We start from the raw sequence: 18125 nt of genomic DNA, 5'->3' as shown, positions 1-18125 counted from the left end.
TGAGGGTAGGGTGGTGGCATAGGACATTTGGAGGGTGAGTCGGCTCGGCTGCCGACCATGCTGCTCCCGGGACGGCATCGACCGCGAACTCTCCCCGTTGGCGTCGCGCATCGCGCGCGACCCTGCAAGGAGGTCATCATGGGTGCTCCCAAGACCGGTAACGTAAGGAACGTGGTGCTCGTAGGCCAAGGCGGGGTGGGCAAGACTTCACTCGCCGAAGCCATGCTCCACCTTTCCGGCAAGACCGCCCGCCTGGGCGGCCACGACGGCACCAAGCCCACGCTCGACTATGACCCCGAAGAGGTCAAGCGTGCATTTTCCATCTCGACGACCATTGCGCCGATCGACTGGAAGGGCGCACGCATCAATGTGCTCGATGCCCCGTGCTATCCCGATTTTATCGGCGACGCCTTTGCCGCGATGAGCGTCTGCGAGACGGCTCTGTTTGTGGTCGACGCCGAGGCCGGCCCGCAGCCTACGACGGTTAAGCTCTGGTATGCCGCCGAGGACTTGCGCCTGGCGCGTGCGGTGTTCGTAAACCGCCTGTCGCGCTCCGAGGCCAGCTTTGCGACCACAATGAACCTGCTGCAGGAGCGTTTTGGCACGCGCCTGGGCGCCGTGACCCTTCCCTGGGGCGAGGGCGAGGACTTTGACGGCATCATCGACCTGGTGCGCATGAAGGCGCGCCATTGCAACGGCACCGAAGCCGTTGAGTCGGAGATTCCCGAAGAGTATCGTGCCCAGGCCGAGGAAGCCCATGACCATCTGTGCGAGCTGGTGGCCGAGGCTGACGACGAGCTGATGATGAAGTACTTGGAAGGCGAGGAGACGCTGACGCAGGAGGAGCTTGAAGGCCTGCTGTCGAAGGCGATCGCCGAGCGCATCTTTGTGCCGGTCTTTGCGGGCGATTGCATTAAGGAGCAGGGCGTCAACTCGCTGATGGACGACATCGCCACGTATTTCCCGGCGCCGACGGACTACGGCGAGATGCCGCTCATCGACGGCGATTCGCTCAAGATCTCGAGTGATGATGACCGCCCGGTGGCGTTTGTGTTTAAGACCCTGGCCGATCCGCAACAGGGTCGCATCAGCTTTATCAAGGTGCTGACGGGTACGCTTGAGCCCGGCCTTGAGCTGATCAACGCGCGCACGCGCAAGGGCGAGCGTCTGGCTCACCTGTATGTGATGTGCGGCCGCGACATGACTGAGGTCGGCCACGCTTATGCCGGCGATATCATCGTGGCGCCCAAGCTGGCGGCTGAGACGGGCGATACGCTCTCGATTACCGGCAAGGTCGAGGCTGCGGCGTTTAAGTTCCCCAACTCGCAGTACCGCATCGCCATTGAGGCCGAGAACCGCGGTGACGAGGAGAAGCTCTACACGTTTATCGAGAAGGCGTGCAAGGCCGATCCGACCATGAGCATCGACCGTGACGAGGAGACCGGCCAGACCATCATCTCAGCGGTGGGCGAGGCGCAGGTTTCGGTGCTGCTCAACCGTCTGGAGGACCGCACCAAGGTCGCCGCCAAGAGCGTGCCGATCCGCATTCCGTATCGCGAGACCATCCGCCGCACGGCGAGCGCCCAGGGTCGCCACAAGAAGCAGACCGGCGGCGCCGGTCAGTACGGCGACTGCTGGCTGCGCGTGGAGCCGCTCATTGGGCCCGACGGCACGAGCGACGGCTATGAGTTCGTGGACGAGGTCGTGGGCGGCCGCATCCCGCGCTCGCTGATTCCCGCCGTGGACAAGGGCGTCCAGGAGACCATGAAGGACGGTATTATTGCCGGCTACCCGCTCACGGGCATTCGCGTGGCTGTGTACGACGGCTCGTATCACAGCGTCGACTCCAACGAGATGGCGTTCCGCGCGGCGGCTCGCATCGGCCTGCGCAAGGCATGCGCCGATGCCGACCCCGTGGTGCTGGAGCCCATCGAGGAAATCACGGTGACGATCCCCGAGAGCTACGCCGGCGCCGTGATGGGCGACATCTCGGCCTCGCGCGGTCGCGTGACGGGCATGGAGACCGATGAGCGCGGAGACACCGTGGTCATCGCTCAAGCGCCGCTGGCCGAGCTGACGGATTACTCGACGCGTCTGCGCTCCATCACGCGCGGCACGGGTGACTTTACCATGAAGCCCGCCGGCTACGAGCAGGTTCCCTATGACGTTCAGGCCAAGCTGGTCGAGCGCTATGAGGAGGGTCGCGCCAAGTAGCGCGTGGCGTTGCCTGCAACATGCATGCCGGTGCAAGGGCCGCTCTGGGCAATCCAGGGCGGCCCTTTTTGATCCCTGGGGGACGGAGGAAAACGGATCATTTTAGGTTTTGGGGCAGCTTGGTCGGCTCTAGTCCCCCGAGGCCTGATTGCGGCCGGTGGCGTAGTCGATCTGCACGTGCGGCTGCAGATTGTAGCAATATACGTGGAAGCAGAGGGTCTTGCCGTGGTCCTCGACCGATTGCGCCTCAAGGCGCACGCCGCGGCAGACGAGCTCCTCTTCGTTATACATAGGCGTGACGCGGTAGAGCACATGGTTGCCTGTGTCGTGGATGTAGTCGAGGATCTGCTCTTCAAACGGCAGCATGCCCGTTTCGTTGAGATAGCGCGTGCCGGTGAGCAGATTCTTGCGGTTGGCGTTTTCGCCGCAGAGCGACCAGGCGATAAGGTGGCAGCGGTTGTAGAGGCTCTGACCCGGAATAAAGTCGTAGCGCTGCTGGTGCCACCCGGCGGGATGGATACGCGAGATATCGCCGCGCTTGCCCTGACCGAGCGATTCGGGACCCACGCAGGCGAGTGCCTTGCGGGTGCGGCCCAGGCTATCGAGCTTGGAGAACTTCTTAAAGCAGCCCTCTTCGGTGGCTCGCTCGTATTCGTCGAGCGTGAATGATGGCGTGCCCAACGGGTGCGTGCTGTCGGCGCGAAGGGCAACGTAGGGGTTGCCGGCGTAGTCGGGAATGCTGCTGAGATATACGCCGCGGGCGCGGTCGAGATCGGGGTTTTCGACCTCGTCGATGGGGGTGACGGAGCTGTCTGTGGAAGCGTCGTCACCGGTGTCGGTCGCGGTGGATTCGGAGCCATCGCCAGAGTCTTGGCTATTTTGAGAGTCCGAGGAGCTCGCTGTTCCTGATTCGAGCCGGGCAACCAGGTCCGCCTCGTCGTCGGTGCGGCTGGGACTCTCGTTTTGTTTTTCGGCCAGGGCCGCTGCCTGCTCATCGCTTTGCGGCGACAACAGCTTGGGCGCCCCGTCGAGCGATCCTGTGAACAGCGCAAACCCCAGCACCACGGCGGTGCCGATGGAAAGTACTTGCTTGTAAACGGACTTGCGCGACATGGAGGCTCCTGGATGGACGGTTGGGAATCTACCAGTCTAGCAGGAGCCGACAGGGGCCGTTCTGTCGAACAAATACTTAAGATTTGGGACAAACGCTACGGATCCATTTGCCTCATATTTGACGTATGGCTAGATCGAGGTGGAACCGAGCCAATTGAGTTTACATTCGAGAATGCGCTGCTCACCGGGCGCGCTGCTGCCATCGAGTAGCGCGAGGAGCATCTCGGCCGCCTCTCTGCCTTCCTGGTCGACGGGCTCGATGATGGTGGAGACGGTCGGCGTGGTGAGGTTGGTCCAGTCTTCGCAGTTGAGTCCCAAAAGGCCGATTTGCTGCGGAAGCAGATGGGCCATGGGCTGGAGTGCCTTGTAGACACGGGGGAGTGCCCACTGATTTTGCACGAAGATAAGGGTTCGCTTGGCGGGGTTGAGCTTGTATTTAAAGTAATCGGTGAGCTCGCTGATTGACGGCTTGTTGTGATCGATGGGGATGGCTTTGTAGAGCTGCCCATTCGCGGCCAATGCCTCGGCATATCCCTGAAAACGTTCCATGCGGGTGCGCATTTCGGTCATATTGGCGGCAATGGAGAAAAAGTCCTCGTAGCCGGCATCGAGAAGCGCCTGCGTGGCATTGTACACGCCGTCGTAGAGGTTGGTTTTGATCCAGCTGGTGCCTGGGCTGTAGATGGCCGCGTCAAAAAAGACGACGGGCTTGCCGGCGCGCTTGATGCGGTCGTGGACGGCCTTGAAATTTGCCGTGGGCTGGATGATAAAACCATCGACGCCCAGCGAGAGCATTTTGTCGACATACATGAGCTCGGTCTCGGGGTCGAAATTGCTGGTGCAAACGACCGTCTGGTAGCCCGCGGGGAGCATGACTTGTTCCATGCCGTTGAGGACGAGGCCCGCCCACTTGTTGGTGTTATCCAAAATGATGATGGCGATGACGTGGGTCTGCTTGCCGGTGAGCGTTTGCGCTTGGGCGTTGGGAACGTATCCGAGTTCCTTGATGACGCGCGCAATCTTTGCCTGCGTCTTCTCGCTAAGCTTTTCTCGTTTGTCGTTGAGGTAATACGAGACGCTTGCCGTCGAGGTTCCCGCCTCTCGAGCAACGTCTGCGATCGTAACGCGCTGTTTTGCCACAGCGACTCCTTCCGACAGATGAGCATTTTCCAACATGATGACTTTGAGTCTTGGTGAGGGATGCGCTCCGGTGAGCGACTTTTTCCTTTCATATGAGTATGCAACAAATGCGGTATACGGGTGGGGTCGAAATTTGTGACCGGCATGCGCATCCGCCGTCTACCGAGAAAATCAAATACTTCTTGACTTTTGAAATCGAGGGTAAAATCGCAGGATTCATTTTTGGTTAAACGCATAACCAAATAGCATAACCAACGCTCTGACCTGCGCGTTTACCGAAATAAGCTGGCATTAAGAAAAACGAGCACCTATATTGGTCTTGTCGAAAAGACAGCAAGTCCAAACGGCAGGGGATGCTCCGGAGGCCTCCGCAAACGGTGTCTTGCGCACGCAACTCTATGAAAAGAGGGAAGCAATGAAGATCGTAGGCGTTGCCGCCTGTACCGTGGGTATTGCCCACACGTATATGGCCCAGAAGGCGATTCAGGATGAATGCGCCGCCCGTGGCATCGAGTGCAAAGTCGAGGCTCAGGGTGGCCTGGGTATCGAGAACGAGCTGACGCAGGAAGACGTGGATTCCGCCGACCTGGTGCTCGAGTCCGTCGACGTGGGCGTCGAGAACGAGGATCGTTTTGAGCAGAAGATGGCCGAGGGCAAGTTCCTGAAGGTCGGCACCTCGGATGTAATCGCCGATCCGGTGAAGATCATCGACCAGGCCGTTGAGATCATTAAGGCGACGGGTGGCGCCGTTGACGCGCCCAAGGCCGAGGCCAAGGCAGAGAAGAAGGCCGTCTCCGCTGCCCCGCAGGCCCCGACACCGGCGTCCAAGCAGTCTATCTTTGCCGATCCTGGTAAGACGCTGCTCAATGCATTCAATACCGGCGTTTCCTATTTTATCCCCATCGTCGTTATCGGCGGCGTGTTTCTCGCCTTCTCGCTGGCATCCGGTACCGCCGGCGCCAACGGCATGGAGGTTACGAATCCGCTGATGGTGAGTCTTAACACCATCGGCATGGCCGGCATCTCCATGATGATCCCGGTGCTTGCGGCATATATCTCCTACTCGATGGCCGGCAAGCCCGCGCTCGCCCCCGGTTTTGTCCTGGGCTACCTGGTCAACAACGCAGTCGTTACCCCTAACGGCAACAGCGTTTCGACCGGCTTCTTGGGCGCCATGATCATGGCGGTTATCTGCGGCTACTTTGTCCGCTGGATGAAGACCTGGAAGGTCAACAACACCATCCAGACCATCATGCCCATCCTGATTATCCCGATTCTGACCTCGCTTGTCCTGGGTATGGCCTATATCTACATCCTGGCCACGCCGCTTGGCTTTGTGATGGACTGGCTTACCGGCGTGCTCGGCAGTCTGCAAGGCGGTTCCGCGGTTGTCCTGGGTCTGGTCATTGGCGTTATGACCGCCTTCGATATGGGTGGCCCCATCAACAAGACCGCCTCGACCTTCACCATGGCCATCATGGCCTCCGGCATCTACGGTCCTAATGGTATGTTCCGCGTCGCCGTCGCCGTTCCCCCGATCGCCTGTGGCCTCGCTGCGCTCATCGCCAAGAACAAGTTCGATGACGCCGACCGTCAGATGGGCATCTCCGCGCTGTTCATGGGCTGCATCGGTATTACCGAGGGCGCTATCCCCTTCGCGGTCAAGGACCTCGGTCACACCCTTCCCGGCATTTGCATCGGCTCTGCCGTGGGTGCGGCGCTTGCCGCCTTCCAGGGTATCGACTGCTACGTCCCGCACGGTGGCTTTATCGTCGCCCTTGCCACCAACAACGTCGCGCTGTTCTGTCTAGACATCGTGATTGGCTCCGTGGTCGCCGCTGCAATCCTGATTGCCATGAAGCCCACGCTCGACAAACAGGCCAAGTAAACCTTTAAGGACTCCGGTTGTGCGGAGGGATGGATTTGACTCCGCACAACCGCCCCTACACAACAAAATCCATCCGTACTGATAGGGCCCACATCTGGGTCCCAGGGAACTTTTGTCAAAAATCCTCTGGAGAAGGAGAGCAAAATGTCCAACCTCACCATCCGCCAAGCCGTTCAGGGCATGCTCAAGCTGCAGGATAGCGGCGATCACGCAACCATGGTCGGCATTGGTCCCATGAGCCCCAACCTGATTCAGGCCGTGTTCGAGCTTGCCAAGGACGAGGATTTCCCGCCCATGTTTATCGCCAGCCGCAACCAGGTCGATATGGACGAGATGGGCGCCGGCTACGTCAACGGGTGGGACCAGACGCGCTTTGCCGCCGACATCAAGAAGGTTGCCGACGAGGTGGGTTACACCGGTCCGTACTACCTGTGTCGCGATCACGGCGGCCCGTGGCAGCGCGACGAGGAGCGTAACGCCCACCTGCCCGAGGACGAGGCCATGGAGCTCGCCCGCAAGTCCTTCGTCGCCGACATGGAGGCAGGCTTTGACCTGCTGATGGTCGACCCCACCAAGGACCCCTATCAGATCGGCAAGGTTATTCCGCTCGACGTGGTGCTTCGCCGCACGATCGATCTTATCGACTACCTTGAGCAGTACCGTCGCGAGCATAACCTGCCCGAGGTTGCCTATGAGGTCGGTACCGAGGAGACCAATGGTGGCTTGACCTCTACCGATAAGTACGAGGAGTTCATTTCTCAGCTGCAGCCCGAACTCGAGAAGCGCGGCTGCCCCATGCCCACCTTTATCGTCGGTCAGACCGGTACGCTCACCCGTTGGACCGAGCAGGTCGGTCATTACAACTTTAAGAACGCCCGCGAGCTCGCCGACATGGCCAAGCGATACGGCGTGGGCCTGAAGGAGCACAACGCCGACTATCTGGATGACGCAACGCTGCTCGAGCACATCCCGGCTCACGTGACCGCCTCCAATGTCGCTCCTCAGTACGGCACCGAGGAGACCCGCGCTTACCTCAAGCTCTGCGCTACCGAGCAGATTCTGGTCGACAACGGCCTGTGCGACGATCCCTCCGACCTGTATCACACGCTGCTGGTCAAGGCTATCAAGACCGAGCGTTGGCGCAAGTGGATGACCGGCGACGACGTCAACCTGCAGGTTGACGACATTCTGGCCGACGACGAGCTCAGCCTGAAGATTCTGGATGTCTCCGGCCACTACGCCTTTAACGATCCCGAGGTCAAGGAGCAGGTCGAGAAGCTCTACCGCAACCTCGCTGCCCAGGACATCGACGGCAAGCGCTTTGTGATCGAGCACATCAAGCGCCCGATCAAGCAGTACGTCGTCGGCCTTAACCTCAAGGGTGTCACGAGCCGTATCGAGAAGGCTCTCTAAGTAGTTTTTCCTACACGACGCCGGGTCCGGGGCATGTCCCAGCTGCGGGCCCGGCACATAGGACAAAGGGACATCCCCTTTGTCCTATTTTTGAGTTTTGGATTCCTTAGAAGGAGTTTGCACCATGAAGTTCTTTATCGATACCGCCAACCTTGACGAGATCGCCGAGGCCAAGAGCTGGGGCTGCCTTGCTGGCGTCACCACCAACCCGTCCCTGTACGCCAAGACCGGCGGTAAGCTCGCCGATTTTGAGCCCCATATGCTCAAGATTGCCGAGCTCTGCGAGGGTTTGCCCGTGTCTGCCGAGTCTACCGCCACCACGGCCGAGGGCATGACCGAGGAGGGCAAGCGCCTTGCCGCCCTCGCCCCCAACATCGTGGTCAAGCTTCCCGTCTGCGAGGCCGGCCTCGCCGCCTGCCGCGCGCTGGCCGATGCGGGCGTGCGTGTCAACATGACGCTCGTCTTCTCGCCGACGCAGGCCCTTATGGCCGCCAATGCCGGCGCCCGCTACATCAGCCCGTTTGTCGGCCGCTTTGACGACATCGCCGAGGACGGCATCTCGCAGCTCGACAATGTCGTGACCTGCATCAAGAACTATGACTGGACCGGCAAGAACGTCGACGACACCGTCGAGATCATCACCGCTTCGGTCCGCACGCCCAACCACGTGACCCAGGCGGCGCTGCTCGGTGCCGATATTGCGACCGTCCCCATGGCTGCTCTTAAGAAATGTCTGCATCACCCGTTGACCGACCAGGGCCTTGCCTCGTTCGAGGCCGACTGGAAAAAGGTCGTCGAGGCACAGTAACGATGGTTCTGCCGGCCCAGCATTTGTTATGCCGGGTCGGCGTGCTCAAGAGAGGAAACTCCATGACCGATCAGGAACTGGCCAAGATTGCCAATGAGGTTCGCCGCGGTATTGTCACGGGTGTCCACGCTGCCAAGTCGGGGCATCCGGGCGGATCGCTTGGTGCCGCCGACATTATGACCTACCTCTACTTTGAGGAAATGGATGTCGACCCGGCGAATCCGAGCCGCGCCGAGCGCGATCGCTTTGTGCTCTCCAAGGGACATTGCGCTCCGGCACTCTATGCCGTGCTCGCCGAGCGCGGGTTCTTTCCCAAGGAGGAACTCGAGACGCTCCGCCATATCGGCAGCCGCCTGCAGGGCCATCCCAATATGAATGACACGCCGGGTGTCGACATGTCTACTGGATCGCTCGGTCAGGGTATCTCCGCCGCGGTTGGAATGGCACTCGCCGCAAAGCACTGGGGTGACAGCTGCCGCGTCTACACGCTGTTGGGCGACGGCGAGTGCGAGGAGGGCCAGGTGTGGGAGGCGGCCATGTTCGCCGGCAACCACGACTTGGATAACCTCGTCGCTATCGTCGATCACAATGGCCTGCAAATTGACGGCAGTATCGACGAAGTTAACTCTGCTATGCCGCTTGCCGACAAGTTCCGCGCCTTTAAGTGGCATGTGATCGAGCTTGCCGACGGTAACGACATGGCGCAGATTGCCGCCGCCTTTGCCGAGGCTCGCAAAGTGAGTGCCTCGCCCGTGGCTATTATCGCCGAGACGGTGAAGGGCAAGGGCGTCTCCTTTATGGAAAACCAGGTGGGCTGGCACGGCAAGGCGCCCAACGATGAACAGTTTGAGCAGGCCATGGCCGAGCTCGCGGCAGCAGGGGAGGAGCTCTAATGGCAGACGTCAAGAAAGTCGCCACGCGCGTTAGCTATGGCGAGGCACTTGTCGAGCTGGGCAATAAGCGCGATGACTTTGTGGTTCTCGATGCCGACCTGGCCGCCGCCACACAGACCGGTAAGTTTAAGGCTGCGCACCCTGAGCGCTTCTACGACGCCGGCATTGCCGAGAGCAACTTGATGGGGCTCGCCGCCGGCATTGCGACCACGGGTCACGTTGCCTTTGCGAGCACCTTTGCCATGTTTGCCGCCGGCCGCGCGTACGAGCAAGTGCGTAATTCCATCGGCTATCCGCACCTCAACGTCAAAATCGGCGCCACGCATGCGGGTATCTCGGTCGGTGAAGACGGCGCCACGCATCAGTGCTGCGAGGACATTGCGCTCATGCGCACGATCCCGGGTATGACGGTAATCGTTCCCGCCGATGACATCGAGGCTCGCGCTTGCGTGCGCGCCGCCTATGAGTTTGAGGGGCCGGTCTACATGCGCTTCGGCCGTCTGGCAACACCGGTCATCAACGACCGTGAGGACTATGAGTTCGAGATTGGTCGCGGCGTGGTCGTGCGCGAGGGGTCCGATGTGACCATCATCGCTTGTGGCCTTATGGTCGCTGAGGCGCTTGAGGCTGCCGAGGCGCTCGCTGCCGATGGTATCGATGCCGAGGTCATCAACATGCACACGATCAAGCCGCTTGATGAGCGCCTGGTGGTTGCCAGCGCCAAGAAGACTGGTCGCGTGGTCACCGCCGAGGAGCATTCGATTATCGGTGGTCTTGGCGAGGCCGTGGCCTCGGTGCTCGCGGAACAGCATCCGGTGCCGATGCGACGCGTCGGCGTGCGCGATGTGTACGGCGAGTCCGGCCCTGCGGTCGATTTGCTGCACAAGTACGGTTTGGACGCCGACGGCATCGAAGCTGCGGTCAGGTCCGTGTTGTAAGGAAGGTTTCCATGGGATTTGTATCTGCCAACCAAGTGACGATCGGGTATACCGCCGCCTCGCGTGAGGACGCCCTGCATTATTTGTCCGAGCAGGCCATCGAGCTCGGCTTTGCCGATGACGCATCTGCCGTAGAGGCCGCCTTCATTGCTCGCGAAAACGAGGCCGAGACCGGCCTTGTCGCCGGCTTTGCCGTTCCGCATGCCAAAAGCGACGCGATTCACACGCCGGGCGTTGCCGTGCTTAAACTGGCCGAGCCCGTTGAATGGCCGAGTTTCGATGGCGTGCCCGTCGATGTTGCGCTCGCGCTGTACGTGCCCGCCGGCGAAGCTGGAACCACGCACCTGCGTCTGCTCTCCAAGGCTGCCGTGATGCTGATGGACGCCGGCTTCCGTGACAAGGTGCGCGCGAGCATCGATCCCGTTGAGATTGCGGAGCTCATCAATAGCGGACTCGAAGACTAGAACAGTCATCCCGCTCAATCAATCGATCCTTCTCCAAGGAAAAGGGCCGCGACGCCATATAGGTGTCGCGGACCTGTTTGCGTTTCCCCAGATAAAACCTGCCAAAACAAACCTGTCCCTTATTGACAGGTCAGTTAACGCAGTCCAGGTTGAGCATGCGCGAGCGAGCAGGTTCCGGGTGCGGCAAGATGACGTGAAACAAGCGGGCGCTGGCCTTTTGGTCGCGCCCGTGCAGTTGAACGTCAGATTGCCGTGCCCGGGGCCTGTGCAGCGCCGAGCGGTTACGCCGTTTGTAAAACGGAGTAACTTAAAGATTCATGTTGCCGTGGATGTAGGGGGTGACCTTGGGGGAGATGTGGCCGCAGCCCAGCTCGCGCAGCGCGGACTCGATGGCGGCGGGCAACGGGGCCTTGCCCCCGTCGTTGACCGCGGTGTTGCCGAGGGCGGCAATCTTGGCAACGTCTGCCGGCGCGGCCTCGATATGCATGCAGCCGCCGACGAGGCGTGCGCGGACCTGGTTCAGGCCAAGGTCGTGCAGGTAGTCCTCGCAGGCGCGGATCACATCGACCTTCTCGCGTGTGAGCTCCTCGCCCGTGGGGACTCGCGTGGCCAGGCAGGCTCCTGCCGGCAGGTTCCAGACGGGATAGCCCCAGGCGCGTAGCAGCTCGCGCTCCTCGTCCTTGGTAAAGCCGACCTCCATAAGCGGCGAGCGCACGCCGAGCTCCTGGGCGGCGCGCATGCCGGGGCGGTAGTCGCCGCGGTCGCTTGCGTTGCTGCCGTCGATGACGGTGGGAAAACCCAGCGACCTGGCGTGGTTGACGATGGCGGTAAAGCCGGCGCGCTTGCAGTGGTAGCAGCGGTCAGCATCGTTGCAGGCTACCTGGGGAAGTTGCAGCTGGTCGACCGAAAGATTGAGCACGGGGAGCTTAAAATGCGGCCCCTCATCGGTTTGTCCGTCAACGGACCGCTCAAACGAAGCCTGCTCGGGTGTGCCGATGAGCGGCGTGGTGAGGTGAACGAGCAGCGTGTTGGCAGGCATGATGCGGGCGCAGACCGCGGCCAAAAAGCTGCTGTCGACGCCACCGGAAAAGCCGATGGCGACGCGTCCGTATGCCAAAAGCAGCTGCTCGAGCGCTGCGAGTTTGTCCTGAAGCTCCTCTGCAGGTGCGGTGGTGTCTGAAAACATGAAATGTTCCTTACCGTTGAGTACTCGATCGAAAACTATAATCCTACCGAGTAGCTCGCCATAAGACTTCTATCTATGTAACGAAAGTGCAATATGCTATATACGTTATATACAAGTTTGTAAAGTGCGGTAGAGTGCAGTAACGCAATCCGGTGAGGGGACCGATATGATCAAGGCTGTTATTTTTGACATGGACGGAACGCTGGTCGATACCGAGCGTTTGGGTATCAAGGCGTGGAAAGCGGGCGCGGTCGAGCTGGGAATCGCGATTGATGATGCGCTAATCCATCAGTTTATCGGTCGCACGCTGCCCGATGTCATGGACATTCTTGAGGCGCATTACGGCAGCAGAGAAACCGCTGAGGCGATCTATCATCGCCACAAGGAGATTCGCGACGAGATAGTCAAGACCGATTTGGAGCTTAAGGCCGGTGCCGCCGAGTGCATAGACGAGCTGCTGGCTGCGGGCTATCACGTGGGCCTGGCGACGTCGTCGCGTCTCGTTACGGCCGAGCGCAACCTTAAGATGGTCGGTCTTTTTGACAAGTTTGAGACGGTGACCTGCGGCGAGGACGTCGTGCACGGTAAGCCCGACCCCGAGATGTATCTGCTCGCCTGCGAGCGCGCGGGCTTCGCTCCCGAGGAATGTGCCGTGGTCGAGGATTCGCGCAACGGCTGCGCCTCGGGCATTACGGCCGGCTGCCATGTCTTTGCCGTCCCCGATATCGTGCCGCTGCCGCAGGACGTGGTGGATGGCTGCGAGGCCGTGCTCGATACGCTGTTCGATCTGACGGCGGCGGTCAAGGCCGTGTGCTAAAGGTAGGCGCCGAGGTTGATGGCGGTGGCTTCGGTGTGACTGCTTGCCTGGGTGCTGGCGCGCTCCAGTAAAAACGGGCGTACGAGCTCTTGGCGGTTGATGTCCTCGACGGCCGTGACCGCGGTGACGATGCGTGCGGCGGAACCGATACGGGCGTGCTTGGTCTTCGCCGGGGCTTTGTTTTCGATTTGCTCCATGAGCAATTGAATGCCCTTGCGGCCAATCTCGTAGCCTGGGGGTGCCACCGTGGTGAGTGGGACCGACCCGCTCCAGGCGAGCGGGTTGCCGTCGCAGCCAGCCACGCGGACCTGCTCGGGGACGGAGATGCCTTTATCGACCAGCGCCGAGATGACGCCCGACGCCAGTACGTCGGTCAGGCCGATGACAAAATCGGGGCGCTCATCGCCGGAGCGCCCGGCAATCTGAGCGCCAATGCTGTAGCCGTCGGCTGCGGTATTCCACTCTCCGGCGTCAATGACCTCAATTTTGATATCGGGATGCAGGGCGAGGGCCTTGTGGATGCCAAGTACGCGCAAGGTGAGCTGCATAAATGCCGCCCTTCCCACAACGGTGATATGGCGTGCGCCACGGGCAACGGCGAGCTCGGCGATAATGCGGCCTTGTGCCTCGTTGTCGGCAGCCACGTAGTAGCCGGGCTCGTAACAGTGGATGTCAAGATGGACGATCGGCACGGGCATCTTGGTCATGGCGGGGTGCCAGTCGGGAGACGCCATGGGCTGAACCATGACGCCGGACATCTGCGTGCCCATAAAATAGCGCAGGTAATGATCCTCGAGAATATCGTCGTTATCGGCATTGGCGATGAGTAAATCGTAGCCGTGCTTGCGGGCCTCGTTGTGGGCGCCGCTGGCAATTTGGAGCGAGAAGCCGTGGTCGAGGCGGGGGAGGACTAGGCCAAAGGACTTGGTGGCGCCGCCTGCGAGCTGACGGGCGCTTTGGTTGGGCAGGTAGCCCAGTCGATTGATGGTTTCGTTGATAAGTTTGAGGGTCTCGGGGCGCAGCTTTTCGGGATGGTTGAGCGCGTTGGAAACCGTGCCCAGCGAGACTCCCGCCTCGCGCGCGACATCGCTGATTTTTACCTTTGCCATAGCGGCCCCTTTGATGCGTTTCAAGTACAAGCCAGATTGTAGCATCGCCCGCCCCTAGGGTGTCAAAACCTGCCAATTAGGGACAGGTTTATTTTGGTAGGTTTTATCTGGGCAAACGCTGGAGCCCAAACCACCACAAAGGTGCCTGTCCCCATTGTGGTGGTTTGGACCGGCTGGGCATGTGTGCATCAGGTGGTATCTAAGTTGAGATACCACTTCTGGTATATCAGCTTACGCTTGCGTGAGTACAATACTCGAACGTTATACGTCTCAGCGCCCCCTGTGCGTGGACGTCTTGCAGTCACGCGAACGAAGGGATTTATCCTATGTGCGGAATTGTCGGCTATACCGGCTCTGATATTGCAAAGAACATCCTGGTCACAGGCCTTAAGCGCATGGAGTATCGCGGCTATGACTCCTCGGGCGTCGCGCTCGAGGTGGGCGAGGGCGCCGCGGCGCACCTCGACGTTATCCGCCGCGTGGGTAAGGTTGCGGGCCTGGAGAGCGAGCTTTCCAACATCGATAGCGACGCAACCTGCGGCATCGGTCACACCCGCTGGGCCACCCACGGCAAGCCTTCTGTCGTTAACGCTCACCCCCACACCAGCTGCGACGGTCGTATCGCCATCGTCCACAACGGCATCATCGAGAACTTCGCCGAGCTGCGCGAGGAGCTGGAGGGCCGCGGCCATCACTTTAAGAGCGAGACCGATACCGAGGTCTTCGCGCATCTGATCGAAGAGGCCTATGCCGAGACACACGACCTGATGGCCTCCGTGCGCGAGGCTTGCACCCACGTGGTGGGCGCCTATGGCTTGGCCGCCGTGTGCGCCGACGAGCCTGGCGTAATCGCCGTGGCCCGCAAGGATTCCCCGATCGTGGTCGGCATGGGCGAGACCGGCTCCTACGTTGCCTCCGACGTGATCGCGCTCATCGACGCCACCCGTGATGTCGTGGTGCTCGAGGACGGTCAGTTTGCCAAGCTCACGCCTGCGGGCGTCGAGTATACCGACGAGGCCGGCAATGTCATCGAGCCCAAGGTCACCCACATCGATTGGGATCTGGACATGGCCGAAAAGGGCGGTTATCCCGACTTTATGCTCAAGGAGATTCACGAGCAGCCTCGCGTCGTGCGCGACACGCTGGTGGGTCGCATGACCCCTGCCGGTGAGCTCGATATCGACGAGCTGGGCCTTTCGCTCGAGGAGCTCAACGATATCGACCGCGTGTATGTGATTGCCTGCGGCACCAGCTACCATGCCGGACTCATCGCTAAGAACCTTATTGAGGGCTGGGCTCGTATTCCTACCGAGGTCGAGGCGGCAAGCGAGTTCCGCTACCGCAACCCCATCATCACGCCGACGACGCTCGTCGTGGCCGTGTCCCAGTCGGGCGAGACGGCCGACACCCTTGCCGCCATTCGCGATGCGCGCATCAAGGGCGCCAAGGTCTTTGGCATCACTAACGTGGTGGGCAGCCCGGTGGCGCGCGAAAGCGATGGCGTCATCTACACCAAGGCCAACAAGGAGATCGCCGTCGCATCAACCAAGAGCTTTATCGGTCAGGTCGTGAGCCTCACGCTTTTGGCCCTGCTGCTGGCACAGGTCAAGTACCGCTTGACCACCAAGCAGACGCGCATGCTGTTCCGCGAGCTTTCCGATACGGCCGAGCAAATCCAGTGGATTTTGGACACGCAGACCGAGGCCGTGCACGAGGCCGCCCTGCTGTGCAGGGACGCGCAGTCGGCACTGTTTGTGGGCCGCGGTATGGGCGCTGCCATCTCCTACGAGGGCGCGCTCAAGCTCAAGGAGGTCAGCTACCTGCACGCCGAGGCGTATGCTGCCGGCGAGATGAAGCACGGCCCCATCGCGCTGATCGATCCGGGCTTCCCCGTCATCGCCGTGGCCACCAAGAGTGCCACCTACGACAAGACCGTGTCGAACCTCATGGAGTGCAAGGCGCGCGGCGCCAAGGTCATCGTCGTTGCCACCGAGGGCGACGAGGAGATCAACAAGATTGCCGACTGCATCATTCGCGTGCCGTCCGTCCGTGACGTGTTCAGCCCCATCACGGCGAGCGTTCCGCTGCAGCTGCTCGCCCGCGAGGTGGCCATCCTGCGCGGCTGCGACGTCGATCAGCCCCGTAACCTGGCAAAGAGTGTCACAGTCGAGTAGTTGGTTCCGCCGTTATAACGACCAAGGCCCGGCTCCGCGTCATCAAACAGAGCCGGGCCTTTTTGTACGGAGAAACCACCACAAAGGTGTCTGTCCCCTTTGTGGTGGTTTTGGCAGGTTAGCGGAGCTTGCTGGTCTCGAAGTACTTGGGATATTGGTCCAGGACCTCGGTCTGGTTGCGGAACATCATATGCAGGTGCTTGCTGACCAAAAAGCTCGCTTCGATGGGGTCGCGACCGGCGATAGCGCGGCGAATCTGCTTGTGCTCGTTCACGATGTCCTGATTGTCGAGAACCTGCGTGGCGGCGCGCAGCCAGCGGAAGCGCTCCAGGTCGGCATTGGTCTCCTCGAGCCACGACCACACGGTGCTGCGGCATGCGATGCTAAAAATCATGTGATGCATGAGGTTGTCGCTCAAAAAGAAGCCGATGCGATCCTCTTCGGCCATGGCCTTTTCCTGCAGCACGATGGCGCGGTCGAGCTGCTCGACGCCTGCCGAGGTGGCGCGCGCGCAGCACTCTACAATCACCTGTTTTTCCAGGTGCTCGCGAATGTAGCAGGCACTCTCGGCAAGGGTGAGGTTGATGGGCGAGACATAGGTGCCGCTTTGGGGCACGGTGCGCACCAGGCCTTCCTGCGCCAAGCGAACCAAAGCCTCGCGCACGGGCGTGCGACCCATGTCCAGGTCATCGCAAAGCTGCTTGACGCCCAGCTTTTCGCCCGGCTTATAGTCCAGGTAGACGATTTTGCGTCGAATGGTGTGGTAGGACTGGTCCTGTAGGCTCGTTTCCTGCTCGCCGACGTGCATCGATTCTTCCATAGCGCCTCGCAACTGTTCTATCAAACTCATATGTCAGTTGTTAATTATGCCGCGAATCAGCTCTCCGCGGAGGGTAATTCGGCTGTCGCCCGAGAACTATTGCGGCATCTTAGTCTGTATTTGCGCAAGGCTATGCCCAATGTTGCCGTATCATAAGCCGTCGCAAACGTGAAAGAGAAAGAAGGAATCCCATATGCAACTGGCGAATACCGTACGCGAGCGCTGGAAGGGCGTCTTGTTCTGCCTGGTCATCGCTATCCCCGCAACGCTGCTCGGCAAACAAATTGAGGTGGTCGGCGGGCCGGTATTTGCCATCCTCTTTGGCATGGTCCTGGCGCTCGTCTTTCCCAAGAATCGCCGCGAACAGCTCGGCGCCGGCGTCACCTACACGTCCAAAAAAGTCTTGCAGTACGCGGTTATCCTGCTTGGCTTTGGGATGAACCTCTCCCAGATTCTGTCCAAGGGCGCCCAGTCGCTGCCTATTATCGTGGCGACGATCTCGACCTCGCTTGTCATCGCCTTTGTGCTCTGCCGCGTTATGAACGTGCCGGGTAAGATCGCGACGCTTGTGGGTGTGGGTTCGTCGATTTGCGGCGGTTCTGCCATCGCCGCGACCGCACCCGTCATCGATGCCGACGATCGCGAGATTGCCCAGGCTATTTCGGTCATCTTCCTGTTTAACGTTATCGCGGCGCTCGTGTTTCCGACGCTCGGTGGTATGCTCGGGCTGACCAACGAGGGCTTTGGCCTGTTTGCCGGCACCGCCATCAACGACACCTCGTCCGTAACGGCTGCGGCGAGTGCTTGGGACAGCATGCATCCCGGCGCCAATGTGCTCGAGAGCGCCACGGTGGTCAAGCTCACCAGGACGCTGGCCATTATTCCCATTACGTTGGTTCTCGCATGCTGGCAGATGCATCTGGCGCGCAAGGCCGGCGGCGACGCCAAAAGCACGTTCTCGCTTAAACGCGCGTTTCCCATGTTTGTGCTGTTCTTTGTGCTGGCGAGCGTAATCACCACGGTGCTTCAGCTTCCCGCGTCCATTACGGCGCCCATCAAGGAGCTTTCGAAGTTCTTTATCGTGATGGCCATGGCGGCTATTGGCTTTAATACCGATATCGTCGAGCTGGTCAAAAAGGGCGGCAAGC

General features: G+C 60.5%; 15 protein-coding genes. 10 read left to right on the top strand and 5 right to left on the bottom strand.

All coding sequences use genetic code 11. The features are described from left to right. The first annotated feature begins 138 nt into the window (after nt 1–138). Nucleotides 139–2214 carry an elongation factor G gene (locus AQ996_RS05545; protein WP_055251770.1) on the top strand — a complete coding sequence of 692 codons (2076 nt, stop codon included), beginning with the start codon at nt 139–141 and terminating at the stop codon, nt 2212–2214. Between the two features lie 129 nt (nt 2215–2343). Here AQ996_RS05545 and AQ996_RS05540 read toward each other — a convergent pair whose 3' ends face one another. Both AQ996_RS05540 and AQ996_RS05535 read right to left on the bottom strand, forming a co-directional pair. Next, nucleotides 2344–3327 carry a DNA/RNA non-specific endonuclease gene (locus AQ996_RS05540; protein WP_055251768.1) on the bottom strand — a complete coding sequence of 328 codons (984 nt, stop codon included), beginning with the start codon at nt 3325–3327 and terminating at the stop codon, nt 2344–2346. A gap of 129 nt (nt 3328–3456) precedes the next feature. After that, nucleotides 3457–4467 carry a LacI family DNA-binding transcriptional regulator gene (locus AQ996_RS05535; RefSeq protein ID WP_253274607.1) on the bottom strand — a complete coding sequence of 337 codons (1011 nt, stop codon included), beginning with the start codon at nt 4465–4467 and terminating at the stop codon, nt 3457–3459. Between the two features lie 415 nt (nt 4468–4882). On the opposite strand from AQ996_RS05535, the gene AQ996_RS05530 reads away from it, so the two are divergent. The 6 genes from AQ996_RS05530 (at nt 4883) to AQ996_RS05505 (ending at nt 10871) form a co-directional block, all read left to right on the top strand. Beyond that, the gene (locus tag AQ996_RS05530; RefSeq protein WP_070097143.1) at nt 4883–6355 is read left to right on the top strand and encodes a PTS fructose transporter subunit IIC; all 1473 of its coding nucleotides are present in this window, start codon (nt 4883–4885) and stop codon (nt 6353–6355) included. A 144-nt stretch (nt 6356–6499) separates the two neighbouring features. Next, a complete protein-coding gene (locus AQ996_RS05525) occupies nt 6500–7768 on the top strand; it encodes a class II D-tagatose-bisphosphate aldolase non-catalytic subunit (protein WP_055251764.1) in 1269 nt (422 codons plus the stop codon). Nucleotides 7769–7892: 124 nt separating this feature from the next. Continuing rightward, entirely contained in the window at nt 7893–8576 is a 684-nt protein-coding gene (locus tag AQ996_RS05520) for a transaldolase family protein (RefSeq protein WP_055251762.1), read from the top strand. Nucleotides 8577–8638: 62 nt separating this feature from the next. After that, entirely contained in the window at nt 8639–9469 is an 831-nt protein-coding gene (locus tag AQ996_RS05515) for a transketolase (RefSeq protein WP_055251760.1), read from the top strand. Further along, nucleotides 9469–10407, top strand: coding sequence for a transketolase family protein (locus AQ996_RS05510; RefSeq protein ID WP_055251759.1), 939 nt, complete (start codon nt 9469–9471; stop codon nt 10405–10407). The genes AQ996_RS05515 and AQ996_RS05510 overlap by 1 nt, the downstream gene beginning before the upstream one ends. An 11-nt stretch (nt 10408–10418) precedes the next feature. Beyond that, complete coding sequence (locus tag AQ996_RS05505; protein WP_055251757.1) at nt 10419–10871, top strand: PTS sugar transporter subunit IIA; 453 nt, start codon at nt 10419–10421, stop codon at nt 10869–10871. Between the two features lie 307 nt (nt 10872–11178). Here AQ996_RS05505 and larE read toward each other — a convergent pair whose 3' ends face one another. Beyond that, nucleotides 11179–12057 (bottom strand): ATP-dependent sacrificial sulfur transferase LarE, encoded by an 879-nt coding sequence (gene larE / locus AQ996_RS05500; protein WP_055251755.1) that lies wholly within the window; start codon nt 12055–12057, stop codon nt 11179–11181. A 166-nt stretch (nt 12058–12223) separates the two neighbouring features. Here larE and AQ996_RS05495 point away from each other — a divergent pair, with 166 nt between their 5' ends. Then, entirely contained in the window at nt 12224–12874 is a 651-nt protein-coding gene (locus AQ996_RS05495; protein ID WP_055251753.1) for an HAD family hydrolase, read from the top strand. Here the strand turns inward: AQ996_RS05495 and AQ996_RS05490 are convergent. Beyond that, nucleotides 12871–13983 (bottom strand): LacI family DNA-binding transcriptional regulator, encoded by a 1113-nt coding sequence (locus tag AQ996_RS05490; protein WP_070097142.1) that lies wholly within the window; start codon nt 13981–13983, stop codon nt 12871–12873. The two genes, AQ996_RS05495 and AQ996_RS05490, sit on opposite strands and share 4 nt — an antisense overlap. Nucleotides 13984–14309: 326 nt before the next feature. Between AQ996_RS05490 and glmS the strand changes: the two genes are divergently transcribed. After that, nucleotides 14310–16157, top strand: a complete 1848-nt coding sequence (gene glmS, locus AQ996_RS05485) for a glutamine--fructose-6-phosphate transaminase (isomerizing) (protein ID WP_055251749.1) — start codon at nt 14310–14312, stop codon at nt 16155–16157. 118 nt (nt 16158–16275) lie between these two features. Here glmS and AQ996_RS05480 read toward each other — a convergent pair whose 3' ends face one another. After that, entirely contained in the window at nt 16276–16977 is a 702-nt protein-coding gene (locus AQ996_RS05480) for a GntR family transcriptional regulator (protein WP_055251747.1), read from the bottom strand. Between the two features lie 193 nt (nt 16978–17170). Between AQ996_RS05480 and AQ996_RS05475 the strand changes: the two genes are divergently transcribed. After that, a partial coding sequence (locus AQ996_RS05475; RefSeq protein ID WP_055251744.1) for a YeiH family protein occupies nt 17171–18125 on the top strand: 955 nt, incomplete at its 3' end.

It is taken from the genome of Collinsella aerofaciens (assembly GCF_001404695.1).
Classification (GTDB): domain Bacteria; phylum Actinomycetota; class Coriobacteriia; order Coriobacteriales; family Coriobacteriaceae; genus Collinsella; species Collinsella aerofaciens_E.
This window is presented reverse-complemented; position numbering and strand designations above follow the sequence as displayed.